At 47.1% G+C, this 14,934-nt stretch carries 12 protein-coding genes and 1 pseudogene; 8 read left to right on the forward strand and 5 right to left on the reverse strand.

The genetic code is table 11. The features are described from left to right. Positions 1 to 29 precede the first annotated feature (29 nt). From OH458_RS18495 to OH458_RS18520, 6 genes are all read left to right on the forward strand, one after another. Positions 30 to 209, forward strand: coding sequence for a hypothetical protein (locus OH458_RS18495; RefSeq protein WP_269979401.1), 180 nt, complete (start codon positions 30 to 32; stop codon positions 207 to 209). Between the two features lie 9 nt (positions 210 to 218). Next, positions 219 to 1,427 carry an MFS transporter gene (locus OH458_RS18500; protein ID WP_269979402.1) on the forward strand — a complete coding sequence of 403 codons (1,209 nt, stop codon included), beginning with the start codon at positions 219 to 221 and terminating at the stop codon, positions 1,425 to 1,427. Between the two features lie 65 nt (positions 1,428 to 1,492). Next, positions 1,493 to 2,731 (forward strand): DASH family cryptochrome, encoded by a 1,239-nt coding sequence (locus OH458_RS18505; RefSeq protein WP_269979403.1) that lies wholly within the window; start codon positions 1,493 to 1,495, stop codon positions 2,729 to 2,731. An 83-nt stretch (positions 2,732 to 2,814) separates the two neighbouring features. Continuing rightward, positions 2,815 to 3,546, forward strand: coding sequence for a sulfite exporter TauE/SafE family protein (locus OH458_RS18510; RefSeq protein WP_039624771.1), 732 nt, complete (start codon positions 2,815 to 2,817; stop codon positions 3,544 to 3,546). 35 nt (positions 3,547 to 3,581) lie between these two features. Beyond that, complete coding sequence (locus OH458_RS18515; protein ID WP_269979404.1) at positions 3,582 to 3,875, forward strand: antibiotic biosynthesis monooxygenase family protein; 294 nt, start codon at positions 3,582 to 3,584, stop codon at positions 3,873 to 3,875. A 23-nt stretch (positions 3,876 to 3,898) separates the two neighbouring features. Next, a complete protein-coding gene (locus OH458_RS18520) occupies positions 3,899 to 4,327 on the forward strand; it encodes a YccF domain-containing protein (protein ID WP_269979405.1) in 429 nt (142 codons plus the stop codon). A 63-nt stretch (positions 4,328 to 4,390) separates the two neighbouring features. On the opposite strand, the pseudogene OH458_RS18525 reads toward OH458_RS18520, so the two are convergent. The 4 genes and pseudogenes from OH458_RS18525 to glgX form a co-directional block, all read right to left on the reverse strand. Beyond that, positions 4,391 to 4,492: pseudogene (locus OH458_RS18525) on the reverse strand (ABC transporter substrate-binding protein); the annotation flags it as partial. 18 nt (positions 4,493 to 4,510) lie between these two features. Next, positions 4,511 to 5,377, reverse strand: a complete 867-nt coding sequence (locus OH458_RS18530; protein WP_269979406.1) for a glycerol kinase — start codon at positions 5,375 to 5,377, stop codon at positions 4,511 to 4,513. Positions 5,378 to 5,480: 103 nt separating this feature from the next. Further along, on the reverse strand, positions 5,481 to 7,247 hold the full coding sequence (locus tag OH458_RS18535) for a sensor domain-containing diguanylate cyclase (RefSeq protein WP_269979407.1): 1,767 nt from the start codon (positions 7,245 to 7,247) through the stop codon (positions 5,481 to 5,483). A 151-nt stretch (positions 7,248 to 7,398) separates the two neighbouring features. Beyond that, positions 7,399 to 9,345, reverse strand: coding sequence for a glycogen debranching protein GlgX (gene glgX / locus OH458_RS18540; protein ID WP_269979408.1), 1,947 nt, complete (start codon positions 9,343 to 9,345; stop codon positions 7,399 to 7,401). A gap of 451 nt (positions 9,346 to 9,796) precedes the next feature. Between glgX and OH458_RS18545 the strand changes: the two genes are divergently transcribed. Both OH458_RS18545 and OH458_RS18550 read left to right on the forward strand, forming a co-directional pair. After that, positions 9,797 to 11,137, forward strand: a complete 1,341-nt coding sequence (locus OH458_RS18545) for a carbohydrate porin (RefSeq protein WP_269979409.1) — start codon at positions 9,797 to 9,799, stop codon at positions 11,135 to 11,137. 75 nt (positions 11,138 to 11,212) lie between these two features. After that, positions 11,213 to 12,061 (forward strand): MalM family protein, encoded by an 849-nt coding sequence (locus OH458_RS18550; protein WP_269979435.1) that lies wholly within the window; start codon positions 11,213 to 11,215, stop codon positions 12,059 to 12,061. Positions 12,062 to 12,128: 67 nt separating this feature from the next. Here OH458_RS18550 and OH458_RS18555 read toward each other — a convergent pair whose 3' ends face one another. Continuing rightward, on the reverse strand, positions 12,129 to 14,903 hold the full coding sequence (locus tag OH458_RS18555) for an amylo-alpha-1,6-glucosidase (protein WP_269979410.1): 2,775 nt from the start codon (positions 14,901 to 14,903) through the stop codon (positions 12,129 to 12,131). Positions 14,904 to 14,934 lie beyond the last annotated feature (31 nt).

Below are 14,934 nucleotides of genomic sequence, written 5' to 3' on the forward strand. Positions count from 1 at the left end.
TTTTGAAACCTATGCTGAGATTTAGAACTATGTTTTCTCAATCACTTTTTGCTCAGCTAATGAGAATGACTCTACTGCTAGTGCTTTCTCTTGTTGCAGTACATAACTCTCCCAAACTATTGGCGTTATTGGCTCAGCAAGCGATTAATAGCGGCTGTCACCAGACAACAGGTGAAAGCCATGACCATTCTCACCACCATCATCACTAAGGTTATGCGATGAGCATTTTTCGATTTCCAATCATTGTTTGGCTAGGGATCGCCATCTTAATTACCTGTCTGGGTATCAGACAATCTTTTGGCATTTTTATGATGCCGATTTCGGACCACTTCCAAACTGGCCGTGAGTTCTTTAGCTTTGCGATTGCCCTGCAAAATCTTTTGTTCGGTGTGTTTCAGCCCTTCGTTGGTATGGCAGCAGACCGATTTGGTGCCAAGCGTATTATCATCATGGGCGCTATCGCATACGGGTTAGGCTTATATCTAACATCTATCGCTGTAGAGCCAAGCATGCTTTACCTGTCACTGGGCGTATTAGTTGGTCTTGGTTTAAGTGCCACGAGCTATGTGATTGTGTTGGGTGCGGTGGCGAAAGTGGTTCCGGCAGAGCACGCGGCAAAAGCGTTCGGTTTGACGACTGCTGCTGGGTCATTTGGTATGTTCGCGATGATCCCGGGCGCGCAAACTATGTTATCTGAGTTTGGCTGGCAAGGCGCGTTGCAGGGCTTTGCGATTCTTTGTTCTACCATGATTGCCTTTGCATTATTTATGCGTGCGCCTAAGCCGTCAGATAATGCTGTAGCGCAAGCTGCGGAGCAACAACAAACACTTAAGCAGGCATTAAAAGAGGCATTTAGCCATAAAGGATATTGGCTAATCCATGCAGGCTTCTTTGTTTGTGGCTTCCACGTCATGTTTATTGCCACCCATTTACCAAGCTACTTAGCGGATAAGAACTTGTCGGCACAAACTGCGGCAATGGCACTCGCGTATGTCGGAATTTTCAACATCTTTGGCTCTTATTTTTGGGGCGTGATGGGCGATAAGTACAGTAAGCGCCACGTGATGTCGGCGTTGTATTTGGTGCGTACGGCTGTGATTGGTGCTTTTGTTACCTTACCTGTCACTGAACACACGGCGGCGATTTTTGGCGGTGCGATTGGTTTCTGTTGGCTCGGTACGGTGCCATTGACATCAGGCTTAGTTCGTCAGATCTTCGGCGCCAAGTACCTGTCAACTCTGTATGGTTTGGTGTTTTTCACTCACCAAGTCGGCAGCTTTTTAGGCGCTTGGGCAGGCGGACGTATTTACGATTATTACGGCTCGTACGATCCAATTTGGTGGTCAACTGTGGTTCTAGCGTTTGCCGCAGCTCTAATCCACTTGCCAATTAACGATAGACCAGTACAGCGATTAGCAACCGCATAACTGGGTAAACTAAATGCCTCTGTTCTACGTATCGAATAATCGTGCAACGTAGAGGAGGCATTATTGTGCAAACAACGGTTGGCTTATACTGGTTTACCAACGATTTAAGACGCTTAAACAATTCATTATTCGACCGCGCATTAAACGAGGTTGACGAGTTAGTCGCCGTGTATTGCCTACCACATGTCACCGAGTATCTCGCGGCTTTCTCCGGCGAGCACAACCTCGGAACCCACAGAGAGCGGTTTATACACCAGTCCGTTGAGGACCTTTCAGAGAGCCTTACGGCGTTGGGCGTCGAACTCAATATCGCTGAGCAAGGCACAACAGAAGCCGTGGCAGAGATAATCGAGCAACGAGGCGTTAGCCACCTTTACGTCAGCGAGGTTGCGGGATTTGATGAGACCGTCATGATCAATGCCATCAAGCAGAAATTTCCGACGCTAGAGGTGATTCAGTCTGACAACACCACGCTTTTTCACTTAGATCAGTTGCCGTTTCCACTTGATGAGCTTCCCGCAACCTTTACTCAGTTTCGCAAACAAGTAGAGCCCATTTTTGAGCACCTTTATCCTTCTCAAGACGCTTTGTATCGTCTCGGTGAGATTGCTACTCCCACGGGGTTTGTTGGCGGCGAGCGCGCTGCGATCCAACACGCGACTTGGTACTTTTCCCAACTTTTTGCCAGTAGCTACAAAGAGACTCGCAACCATTTAGAGGGAGAATCGAGCTCGACTCACTTTTCCCCTTGGCTCGCTCTCGGGTGCATTTCTCCTGCACAAATTGTCGCTTTGTTACGCCAATATGAGCAACGCAATGGTGCCAATCAGTCGACCTACTGGATTATATTTGAGCTGTTATGGCGCGAGTACTTCTATTGGTACGGGCGCAAGCATCAGCAAAGGGTGTTCTATTTTTCTGGACTGACATCGAAACAAATCCCTAAGCCTTTTGATGATAAGGCGTTTCAACGCTGGGTTAAGGGTGAGACAGATTTTGCTATCGTCAATGCGTGCATGAATCAGCTCAAAGAGACCGGTTTTATGTCCAACCGCGGGCGTCAATTGGTGGCGAGTTGTTTGATTCATGAGTTAGGTTTGGATTGGCGACGTGGAGCGGCTTATTTTGAAAGTCAACTCATTGACTATGATGTGACGTCAAACTGGGGAAATTGGCAGTATCTAGCGGGTGTTGGCGCTGATCCCAATCCTTCAAGGCGCTTTAATTTGGCCAAGCAAGCTGAGCTTTATGACCCCGATTCATCGTTTACTGACCGATGGCAAAACGTAGCGGAAAAACAGTGAGATTTTAATCATTTAAAACGGTCGCATTTTCATCGCGTTAGATTATTATGAAGTCTCTCACTGACTTGTAGTAAATGATGAATATGTACGCTGAATGGATAACGTCAGAGGCTCTGATTGCCGCGTTTTTGATCTTCTTAGGATCGTTTGTGCAAACAGCGATCGGATTCGGGCTGGCGATTGTCGCAGCGCCTTTGCTGATTTTGGTGTCCCCAGATTACGTTCCCGCGCCGATTTGCTTGGTGGCGCTGTTCATCTCGATTCTCAATGCTTTAAAACACCGCGCTAGCGTAGAAATCGGTGGCTTAAAAATGGCCTTGATAGGGCGAGTTCCCGGCTCTGTTGCGGGAGGGGTGCTGCTTGTTCTAGTCTCTACCGACTTGCTGGCGCTATGGCTTGGTTTACTGGTGCTGTTTGCGGTTGCAGTCAGCTTACTGCCATTTCGAATCGAGCCCACACCAGCAAGGATGGGTATTGCAGGATTCTTCTCTGGTTTCTTTGGAACCAGTTCAGCCATCGGTGGCCCGCCAATGGCACTGCTCTTACAGCACCAAGAGGCGAATCAACTGCGGGGAAATCTGTCGGCGTTTTTTGTCTTTAGTTCCATCATCTCGCTGATCATTCAAATGCCCGCTGGGTTTCTCACTTGGCATCATCTTTGGATTTCAATTCCATTGATTCCTGCTTCTTGGGTCGGTTATAAACTGGCGCAGTTAACCACGCACTCTTTACCCAAAGAGAAGATACGCTTGGGCGCACTCGCTCTGTGTACAGTAAGTGGTGCAACGGCGGTATGGCAGGGGTTAATTCAATAAAACGGGCGCTGTTCATCTTAGGTTAAGGAAAAAACATGATACTGGAAGTCGCAATATTAGATGTGAAGCCGAATTTGGAGTCTGAGTTCGAGCAAAACTTTGCCAAAGCGCAGACGATCATAGCGTCCATGAAGGGCTATATTTCTCACCAACTGCAACGGTGTGTTGAACACCCAAGCCGCTATATTTTGTTGGTGAATTGGCAAACAATAGAAGACCACGAGCAAGGATTTAGACAGTCCGCGCAATATCAGGAATGGAAGGCACTTTTACATCATTTTTATGATCCCTTCCCAACCGTAGAACACTTTGAAAAGGTCTACGGCTAAGGTTTTCTACAAAGGAGAAACAAGTGTTAAGAGTACTCGGTAATATTATTTGGTTTTTGTGTGGTGGCGTCATCATGGGACTTGCTTGGTGGCTAGTCGGCTTGGTGTGTTTCATCAGTATTATTGGTATTCCGTGGGGACGAGCGTGTTTCGTGATGGGGAATTTCTCTTTCTTCCCGTTCGGACAAGAGGTGATTGGCCGTGATGAGCTGACTAAAGAGATGGACATAGGTACCAGCCCTTTAGGCGTTATTGGCAACGTGATTTGGTTCTTGTTAGCAGGTATTTGGTTGGCGATTGGTCATATCATGTCGGCAGTGGCGTGTTTTATTACCATTATCGGTATTCCATTCGCACTTCAGCATTTGAAGCTCGCCTACATTTCACTGGCGCCGATTGGTAAAACTGTAGTGCCCAAAGAGCAGGTGGCAATGGCGCGTTACTCAAAATAAGGCATTAACATAAAAAGCCCTCAATATTAGATTATTGAGGGCTTTTTGTTTGCGGCTCGAAGGCTATTTGCTTATCTCTTCTCCATAGATATCAAATGAAAAGTACTTCGCAGCGATTTTGTCGTACGTGCCGTTATCACGAATGCTCTTGATCGCTTGGTTAATTCTATGAGCAACGTGGCGTTAGTAAGCTTTAATCCCAAACTCTCGTAATTTACTTGGCAATCGCTCATCAAGGTGCTCAATGTCATCAGGAGTCACTTCGATAAGGGCAAAACCATGCTCTTGGTATAAAGCTTTTATTTTATCTCGTTGCTCTGCATCGATTTCACCAGAATCACTTCCCCAATATTGGAGATACACTTTTCCTGCAGGCAAGTAAAAGTCACTCAATACGTCTTGTTCGATAGGCAATTGGCGATCATAGGCATGAACGATGCCGTTCATATAGAGCCAATTGTCGATGATGAGTTCACCTTTAGAGCGCACATAGTGGCCATCTAGGGTGCGATGTTTGGCTTCAAACTTTTGCCTAAAGCTGGACAAGGATTTGTCTGTCGCGTGTGTTTCGGCGTCTTGTCCGGAAAATTCGACGACCGACTGCTTCAAGCGCTTATTTCGAATGATGGTATCGTGCCAAACCACAAATTGCGCACCGGTCTCTTTATCTTCCCGTTGATAGCCACCAACAGTAAGACCTGATTGAGTTACCAGCCAACCTTGTTCAGTGCGACTAAGCCAGCCCAGCTCTTGCAGGAGTTGATTGATTTTCTTCGCTGGCAGAGAAAAGCGCTGGCCTATTTGAGTAGCAGAGAGTGTGTTACCACTGGTCGCAGCATGATCGATGAGGAGGTTTTGTGGCCAAACAATAAACTTTCCGAATTTGGCGTGCGTGATGTACTCACCGCCAAACTTAGCCCCAATCTCGGTGAGCACCCAACCTTCGTCACCTCGGTTGATATAGCCAGCGTTTTTTAACTCGGTAAAGAGTTCCTTCGCATCTTGTTGACGCAACTTGGCGAGGGCGGTGGTGGATAGTTTATCTGACATAGTGCGCTCCTTGAACATGGAATCATTGTTCAAGGAAAATGTATGAGCGTCAATAGGTTGATTGGGAAAGAAAAGGGAAGTGCTTAGCCACTTCCCCTTTCTACTATGCACGAAACGTATTGAGCACTACCTGATTCCGGCCAAGTCCTTTCGCTTGATAGAGGGCTTTGTCGGCGCGGCCAATCGTCGTGTGTTGGCTATCTTGCGCTGAGGTAATACCGATGCTAACGGTGAAGCGAACATTAATCTCTTCATAGCTTAACTCGGTTTGTTCTACCACTTGCCTAAACAGCTCACACTGTTCATAGGCATCGTTTTCATCGTTCGCGTAAAACAAGACACAAAACTCTTCGCCGCCATAGCGAGCCAAACTCATTGCCCCGGGTTTAGGGAAGCATTTCTTCATCAACTCAGCCGTATGGAGGATGACATGGTCACCACATTGGTGCCCGTGCACGTCGTTGATACGCTTGAAGTGATCGATATCGAGAATCGCTAGGTAGATGCCTTCTTTATCCAAGTTTGAATCAATTTTTTCACGGATCGTTAGCTTGTTATCTAGGTGAGTCATCACATCTTTACTGCGCAGCTTTTTGTGCAGCAATAGATTGGACAGCGCCACTTCTGAGTAGTCACGAATCATACGCAAAATACTGCGGTAAGTGGGGAAGGTTGCCGTCATGTAAATCACCGCAATTAAGCTGCCTTTATCGAACAAGGGGATGGTGTAATGTCGGCCATTGATCTTTAGTTTTTTGGCCAAAGGATCGGCGTAGCGCTTGGCGGTATAGTGTAGTGAGCTGGGTGAAAACCGATTGGCGAGCTCTTTGTCTTTCAGAATGATGTGACTGTTTCCATGGTAATCGATAGTGCTGAAGTAACCGTAATCAGAGTCATAAAAACAGAGTTGGATCCCCTTATGATGGCAGAAGCGATCCAAGATAGCGCGCAGATGGTGCTTAAAATCTGGTAGATCGTGCTTGTTGTTAAGGTCAGCAAGGGATTGGTTAAGTTGATAGGTCAGATAGTTAAATGCGACGGCAAGTAGCAGCAGGGACGCAATCACTATCGCCGTTAGCGAAAACTGATACGAAGAGGACAAAACATCAGACCTATCCGTCCCAGAGATAAATACCCATTGGAATGGGTTATCACTGTCGAATACAGAGAGTTTAAATTGACCTTTGTAGTAATACTCATGCCGACCAAAACGCAAGCCGTTAGTGATCATTTCACTGATGCCCGCATGGTAGCTGACAGAAGGGGTGCCGATTCGTCGCGGATCTGGGTGAAAGACAAGTCTGCCCGTTGAGCTATCAACGACAAAAACATACCCATCGGAAAGTGTTCTTAGGCCGCGCAGGCTTTGTGTGGTGTACTTGAGGTCAAACTCAATCCAGATTTCATTGAGGTTGTTTTGTTGATATTTGACGGCAAACACCCATTGCTCTGGCTGCTTTTCGTAAACAGAAGAAACGGTAAATCTCGGGTCAACTTTATTCAGCGGACTCCACACTATAGTGGTGTTTTGCTCGGCCAGAGTTGGATTAAGTAACACCGAACGATATTGCCCAGTTTGATGATCGACGGTGATGATATCTAGGTAAGCAGGTGAATGCTCCAAGATGCGTTTTGCGGTTGAATCAAAGTCCTGGAGTGAATCGGTATCATTGAGGAGATAGAGTTTGCTTGTGGCCGCTTCGACTTGAGAGGAAATAAGATGAAATGCGGTTTTTAAGTTGCCAAAAGATTGCTGGTAGGCACTCTTTTCGGATTGATTGAGCTGATGATAAGCCGCATAAATCATCCCCAAAACGAGAAGAATGATATACGGTCTCAGCGTTCGAATAAGTATTTTTGGTAACGCCATGTGTGCCAACTGATTGATACGGAATATATAGTAATTATGCCCGGTATACTAAACGGTATTAGCAAGCACATCAATGCATATTAATCCAGTCTATGACTGCATGGCTTTATAAAATTGAGCGATATATCACCATATCGCTCATTTTGTGTCTCTATTTTGAGTGGAAGATCGCTATGGACGCGGGGGCGACCAATACCTGTTTGTGATCTATCGATTGATGAAGATCGTGTGAGTCGGTATTACAGATCATGGTCCATTCAGCGCTTTTTCTTTCTGGCAAGGTAAATCTGGCGGGTGCGTTGGTTTGGTTGATGCAGTAAAACAGCTCTGATCCCTCTTCGCCGATACCCAAGTGCAGAGCCATCGAGCTGAGGCGGTTCCAGTCTTCATGCTCCATAAACGAACCATCGAGCCTGCGCCAGAATATTCGGTTGTCGTTGCGGTTTTCGCCGCTAAACGCACGAATAAAAGGCACCATATAATGCTGGCGAGCTTGGATCATCTCTGCGAGCCACTGTTTGAAACACGTTTTACGCTCATCCATCTGCCAGTCTAACCAACTGAGTTCATTGTCTTGGCAATATGCGTTGTTGTTACCTCGTTGCGTATGAGAAAGCACATCCGCGGTAAGAATATGTGGAATACCGAACGCAAACAGCAAACTGGCCATGAAGTTGCGTTTTTGCTTTTCACGCTTTTCAACGATGGTGAGGTTTTCCGTTGGGCCTTCTACGCCATAGTTGTCAGAGCGATTATCGCCGTGACCATCACGGTTGTGCTCCCCATTGGCTTCATTGTGTTTGTGCTTGTAAGAGACAAGATCTTGCATGCAGAAACCGTCATGGTAGGTGATGTAGTTGACCGTCAGTTTATAAGGCCAGTTCGCAGCACTGTACAAGTCACGTGAGCCCATAAGGCGTGTCGCAAACTCTTTGAGAAACCCTTGATCGCCGCGCCAGAAGCTACGGGTGATATCGCGCAGTCGATCGTTACACTCGTTCCAACCAAATGGGAAGTTGCCGACTTGATAACCGTTGGGGCCAATATCCCAAGGTTCCGCAATCAGTTTAATTTGCTGTAATACCGGGTCTTGAGCCACAGCCTTGAAGAAACCTGCGTCTGGGCTAAAGTGCTCTCCATGACGGCCCAGTGTGGCCGCGAGATCGAAACGGAAACCATCGATCTGATATTCATTGACCCAGTATCGGAGCGTATCCATCACCAGATTCAAGCTTGGCTGATAAGAAAGATCGACGGTGTTGCCACACCCTGTGTAGTTAGCGTAGTGCTCACCGTGTTTCAGGTAGTAACGTTTGTCGAGCGCTTTTAGGTTGAATACCGGGCCATCACTGCCGCCTTCCGCCGTATGGTTGTAAACAACATCTAATATCACCTCAATGCCGTTGCGGTGCAGTTCGCGAATAGCAGTTTTTAGCTCGTTGACGGCATCTTTGTCGGCGTATCTTGGATCAGGTACCATAAACAAGTAGGGGTTGTAGCCCCAATAGTTAACCTTTTCCATCTTTAACAGGTGAGGCTCATGCATGCAGGCAGCCACTGGCAGCAGTTGGAGCGTGTTAATGTTTTGCTCTTTATAAAACTCAAGCATGGCGTCACTAACCAGTCCCAGATAGCGTCCTTGACACTCAATTGGCAAGTCTGGGTGGAGCTTAGTCAGCCCTTTGACGTGCGTTTCAAACAGCACCATCTCATCACGAGGGCGGTTTGGTCGCTCAACCCCTTGCCAATCAAATTCGTCGGAGACAACCACACAGCGCGCTAACTCAAAGCTCTTCTCTGAATTAAAAGGCAGCGTGTAATGCAAAGGTTTTGCGAGTGCTTTTGCGTACGGGTCTGAAATTAAATGCGGCTCGCCATTGTGCTCGACAATATAGCCATACTGAGCGCCAGGCAGAATGCCAGGTACAAAGGTGAATTTTATTCCCGCGTATTCGCCATCGAGTTGAAACGTTTTAAAGTCACCGGATTGGTCGAAGATAGCTAATTGAATCGAGTCTGCATCGGGCGCGTAAATAGAAAAATTACACCCGTGTTCATGGGGTGTTGCGCCTAACGGATATGGATGAGAGCACTGCATGATCATTACTTACAAATATTGTGTTCTATATAGCGAAACTTAAGTAAATCGTGTTGTAAGACATTGGTCAAGCGCCTTGGATAAAATTTGTAAATGTAATTTTATTTCAAATTTGTGGCGAATTTAATTCAATTAGTGAGCAAGTTGGCATTTTGTTCTAAGAATAGTTTCTCCTACGCGGTATCCTCCTCCTAGATAGTGTGATTTAGTGCACTAATATATCATGCGGTTAGTTTTCTCCTCCTTTCTCATCCCCCCAAAATTAATTTATTTCGGATGAAGTCGACTCTCTACTCCCCCTGTAATCTGGCCACAGTTGAAACAAATGAGGACAAGGTTTCACTTGAAGCTGAGTTCTGTCTTACCTCTATTTTTCGCGACCTGTTGCTGCCTTTCAGGATGTATCGAAATACGAGGCATAAGAATAAGAAACCCTAAACGGAGTTATATAATGAAAAAAGTAAGCGTGTTAGCGGCTGCAGTGGCGACTGCCTTAACATCGGGATTTGTCATGGCTGAAACAGACGTTGCGTTAGACGTAACATCAGGCGACTCAGCAATGGAAGTGGAAGTAGCAAACCCAACAGAAGTGATTTCTGATGGCTGGGAAGTGCATGGTTACATGTCAGCAAACTTCCGCATGAAAGATGGCGAGACGATCGATTCTGAGTTCGGTAAGCCAGATTACCACAGTGCAGGTACTTCAGGTCAAAGCACAAACCAAGTCGAGTTCACAATCAAGAAACACACAGAGCACAACAACGGTGTTTGGTCTGATTTCGTTGTTCGTTCAGAGTTCGGTAACGGTAACTCATTCGCTTACTCTTCAGAGGGTAGCCAAAAAGCGAACGACAAAGCGCAATTTGAGATTAAAGAAGCGTACGTTGAGCTAGGTGGCATCTCTTTCTTGGGTGACGATTCGTCTATCTGGAGTGGTCACAGATACTTCAACCGTTCAGCGGGTCTGCTTTCTGGGGAATTCTGGAACCAATCTTCTGGTCTAGGTGCGGGCTTCCAAACTAAGCTTGGCGGTAACACAGCAGGTTTCGCAGTGATTGCTGCAGACACCAATGATGACATCAATAACGCGACTAACAGCGACCGCGAAACAAACGTAGCGTACAACGCATACTACCACGGCGTTCAAGCGCTTGGCGGTAGCTTCAACTTTGATGTGAAATACATCACTCGTGCGAACAAAACGGATCCAGCAGCAGACAACGGCGTTGGCGCAGCAATTACCTATAACCGCGACTACTACGGCTTTGATGGTTGGAGCCAAACAGGTATTGCTTACGGTCAAGGCGCAGCAGCAAACCGCGGTGTGAACTTCGGTGCGTGGAGTGGTGACAACACCTTCACTGACGATTCAAACAGCATCTTCTTCACGTCTTACGGTGTTGCGAACCTGTCTGACTCTTGGCAGCTAGGTACGGAAGTTACCGCCTTCATCACTAACGAAATGTTTGATCAAGAAGATTTGACTCGTATCCTTGTAGCAGCGCGTCCTTCTTACAAGATCAACGACAACCTACGTTTTGAAATGACAGGTAGTGTCTCTAAAGAAACAATTGCTGATGGCGCAGCATGGGGTCGTCAAGACGACAACATGTACTACATGCTAGAAGCAGCGCTTCCTGTAACGGTTAACGCAGACTACTTCGGTCGTCCACAAATCAAGCCTTACGTGACTTACTACAACACTGAAGAAGAAAGTGCAGGTGGTATCGGTCTAGGTGGCACTGATGGCAAAGAAGTTATTGTCGGTATCCACACAGAAATCTGGTTCTAAGCCAGATAAACTGCAAGGCAGCCAATTGGCTGCCTTTTGTCATTTTAATAAAACAACCTTTAGTGAGAGATAATGATGAACAATAAACACTCTTTTTTAGCCGTTGTGCTAGGTGCTTTGCTAGCGGGTTGTGCGTCGAATACCCCGATTGATAAACAAGTGGCTGCGCCAACCAACGCTGAAGTTTGTTGCAGTGACTACTCTAAGTTCCCATTCGCTCAACTGGGCGACAAAGAATCGCTTTCATTCGAAATTAACCCTTCTTCCCCAGTCGGACAATTTTCTGAAGGCAACAGTTATTTTGAAGCGTTCCGTTTTAGTGAGCGCTCTGGACAAGTGCAGGTAACGGTATCGAGTTTAATGATTGATGACTCGGTATTCTCGCCTCAAGTCCAACTTCTCGACAGCAATTTCAAGGTCGTAAAAACGTTGACCTTAGATGATTTCCAAGTGTTAGCGTCAAATGCGTTTACTCGCACTCGCTATGTCGCTAAGTTCCGAGCTAATGCCGAGAAAACGCCTTATTTTGTTATTTATACGCCAGCCGACACCTTGGGTAAAAGTGTCAAAATTGACCACCCAGCGAAGGTTCGTGCGCAAGAATTTGGCGAAGTTATGCCGATGGTGACTGACCCTGTCTACACCTACCAATTGGGAGGGGACATTGAGCTAGAGGTGGAAACCCTGAAGCTGCGTCCATTCCGTGCAGCCGCGGCGAGTGCCGCTGTCGTGACCACGGAAAAGGCGGTCACAAAACCAGTGATTCAAGCGCAACCAGACACGCAAACCTACTACTACAATGCGATTGAGACTGCGGTAGCATCGGGTGATATTCCCAAGGCATTAAGCCTGCTTGATGAAGCGAAAGCGCTCAATATCAAAGGTGCCCAGGAAGTGTTCGTCAAAGCGGTGAACGCAAAGTAAGCATCTAAACACTGATAATAAAAAAGAGCTCCTTGTTTGGAGCTCTTTTGCTATCTAGCGTTAGTATTTAGATAGCGTCTCTATCTTGCTGTAGCCCCTCAGTTTTTCGTTTGTTGAAGAGATAATCGCGCTCATTCAACGAAGCAAAACACGTTGAGCTATCCGGAGACGCAAACGCGAGCTTTTCCAGTTCCCAGCGGTACTCATTTTCTACCTGCTTCACGTTAGCGTGTGAAGAGATGTAGGTGCAATCGCCCGAGAGATCTAAGTGCAGTGTCAGCGGCGAAGACAAGTCGCTTGTTACCGCAATCACGCAGTTACCAACGAGGAATTTGAAATCAAGGTGAATATCCGTTTTCAATACCACAGGGGTTAATTGGAAGCGGTATCCATGTGCGTCTCGCTGATATTCAAATTGGAGTGCGTTGTTTTCTCCAAATGGCAGCCTTGCTTTAAAGCTCTGCCATTGCGACGGGATTTTGGGCGCAAGTTCGATCCTATTGGCGATGAGTTTTGGCTTAAAGCCCAGATAGTCTTGCTGAGCGTTGCGGGCGAACTCGGACACTGACCACGCTTGGGCATAGGTGCCCGTTTCAACCAGTTGCTGAGGATGAGTCTGAAAGGCATCTAAGTTTTCACTCATGGTGCCACGATGACCCTGCTGTAAAATCTGTCTCGCGAGGTTTTTACTCAATTGATAAGCAAAGTCTTGTTGGTGGTAACGGTTTAACGCTGAGACGGTAAACCCTGCATTCCACCCCCAAATGGTGCCATTGTGGTAGGCGGCGTCTTTGTGATACTCGCTGCAATTGTCATGGTAAGGGTGAAAATCGGGATGTTGCTGGTTGAGAGAACAAATCCCCCAAGGGAACAGCAGGTTGTCGACGCAGTTTCTCACCATATGCTGGCCAATGCTAGGGGCGATAAGACTCTCTTGTTGTGGAATAGTCATCGCCATCAACTGATTCGGTCTGACACTGAAGTCAGGATGATCATCGTCTTCTAGACGATCGGCTAATTGCAGGTGTTCCTTATCCCAAAACTTATCGATAAAGCTTTGTTTGGCATGTTTGGCGAGCGTATCGACATGCTCGGCAAATGTTTGGTCGTTGTTGAGAAGTGCGACTTGTTTTGCGACGTTGAGGCTTTCAAACCACAGGGCTTGGATGTCGTTGGCTTTTGGCCCTCGTGGCGACCACGGAATTTGGCCGTTGATCTTGGCGTCCATCCACGTATCCGGATGACGATGTTTCATCAAACCATCAGCATCAAGATAATGCGTCTCAACGCCAGAAATGAAACGTTGAATGACAGGGTAAATCCGCTTGGCAAACGCTCTGTCGCCACTGTAGTTGATGTACTCAAGGATCTCTCGCATCATCCAAGGTGTGCCGTCAGTGGTGTTGTAGATGATATTGGTTTTGCTGGTAACTCGGTTTGGAATGCGTCCATAGTTGACGGATTGAGTGTCCAACTGTTGCATTGAGGCAAAGTTTTCGATGATGGATTTCGCTTCCTCAAACTCGCCATTGACTAAGCTTGTGCCAGAGAGCGCGATGAAGGTATCTCTTCCCCAACAATCTTTAAACCAAGGCAAGCCTGCCCATATGCCTGTGCCAAACTCATGGCTGACGAAGACACGACTCGACAAACGAGCCCACATCACGGCGCGGTTGTATTCAAGGTCGTCTGTCCAAAGATAGTTGTGGGTAAGAAATTGGTAGATTTTCGTTTTATGCTGTTGAAGCGCATTGTGCTGGGCCGCTTGGCGGCAATGTTCAATCGCTTTAGCTTTACTGTGTTCAAAACAGAGATACGCCGTGAGTTCAACGCTTGGTTGAACGCTGCTGATCATGATCTGGCAGTGTGAACCAGACAGGAATAAGTGCTGTTCTAGCTCTGGGAACTGCTTTGATGACACTTCCTCGATAGTTACAGGTTGATTGGCACTGATGGCGATGTATCTTGGGCTACCTTCTGGGCACAGTTCGGCGTTGATGGCCAACACGATCACATCGCCCTCTATTTCCACGCTGACGTCATTCACGCCAACATTGAGCTCTGGAAGTACGCTCAACGTTTTTGCTTCGTTTGTGCTGACAGTGAGCGACGCCATTCGCTTCGCTTGGTGAAGGCTGAGTAAGTCTTTAGCGTTGTAGAACTGGTGCTCTATTCCATAAGGAAGCAGGCGTGCTTTGAGCGCGGAAGGTTTGATATTGAGCTCGCCATCGACCCAAGAGGCGAAACCGCCTAAGTACCAACCTTGATGGTGACGATAGCGACCCGCAGAGACAAATTGGTGAGTTCGCCCTTCGTAGTATCCATCGACGTTGTCGCCGAAGACGAACGGAAAACTGTCATCGTTTTCAATCGCAAGCGCATCGAAAAGAGTGGAGGGTTCAAGGGCGCCCTCTGCACAGAGGATATCGGATGCCGGTGCGCTCACACTGTTTAGTCGAGCGCAAAGGCGATCGCGTTTAGATAGGGTCTGCTGGTTGTCTCCACCCGTTTGAATGGTCAGACTTGGCGCGCCATCGGATAGGTCAAGCAGAAGGGTAAATCGACCTGTGGCGCTTGGCGTAAACAGCAAGTCATTACCAATGCCGTGAGTCGTGAGAAGCGGTGTCATTTGGTTTAACTCGACGGTGGTAGGGTCTATCTCATGGCCAGAGAATGTCCACTGCTCAGAGCCATCCATATCGGTAATTTTGAAGCGATGTTGGTCTGCCGAGAAGACCACGCACGCTGAATATTGTTCAGCTGACAGTTGGGTGAAAGGTGTGTCTAACCCCCAACCGTTGAAAGTCCCTTTTAGATAAAAGGTCGTATTAGCATTATTCATTTTTATTCCCCATTTACTCTCCCTATTTTAG

The sequence above is a fragment of the Vibrio sp. MarTm2 genome (assembly GCF_027587055.1).
GTDB classification, from domain to species: domain Bacteria; phylum Pseudomonadota; class Gammaproteobacteria; order Enterobacterales; family Vibrionaceae; genus Vibrio; species Vibrio sinaloensis_D.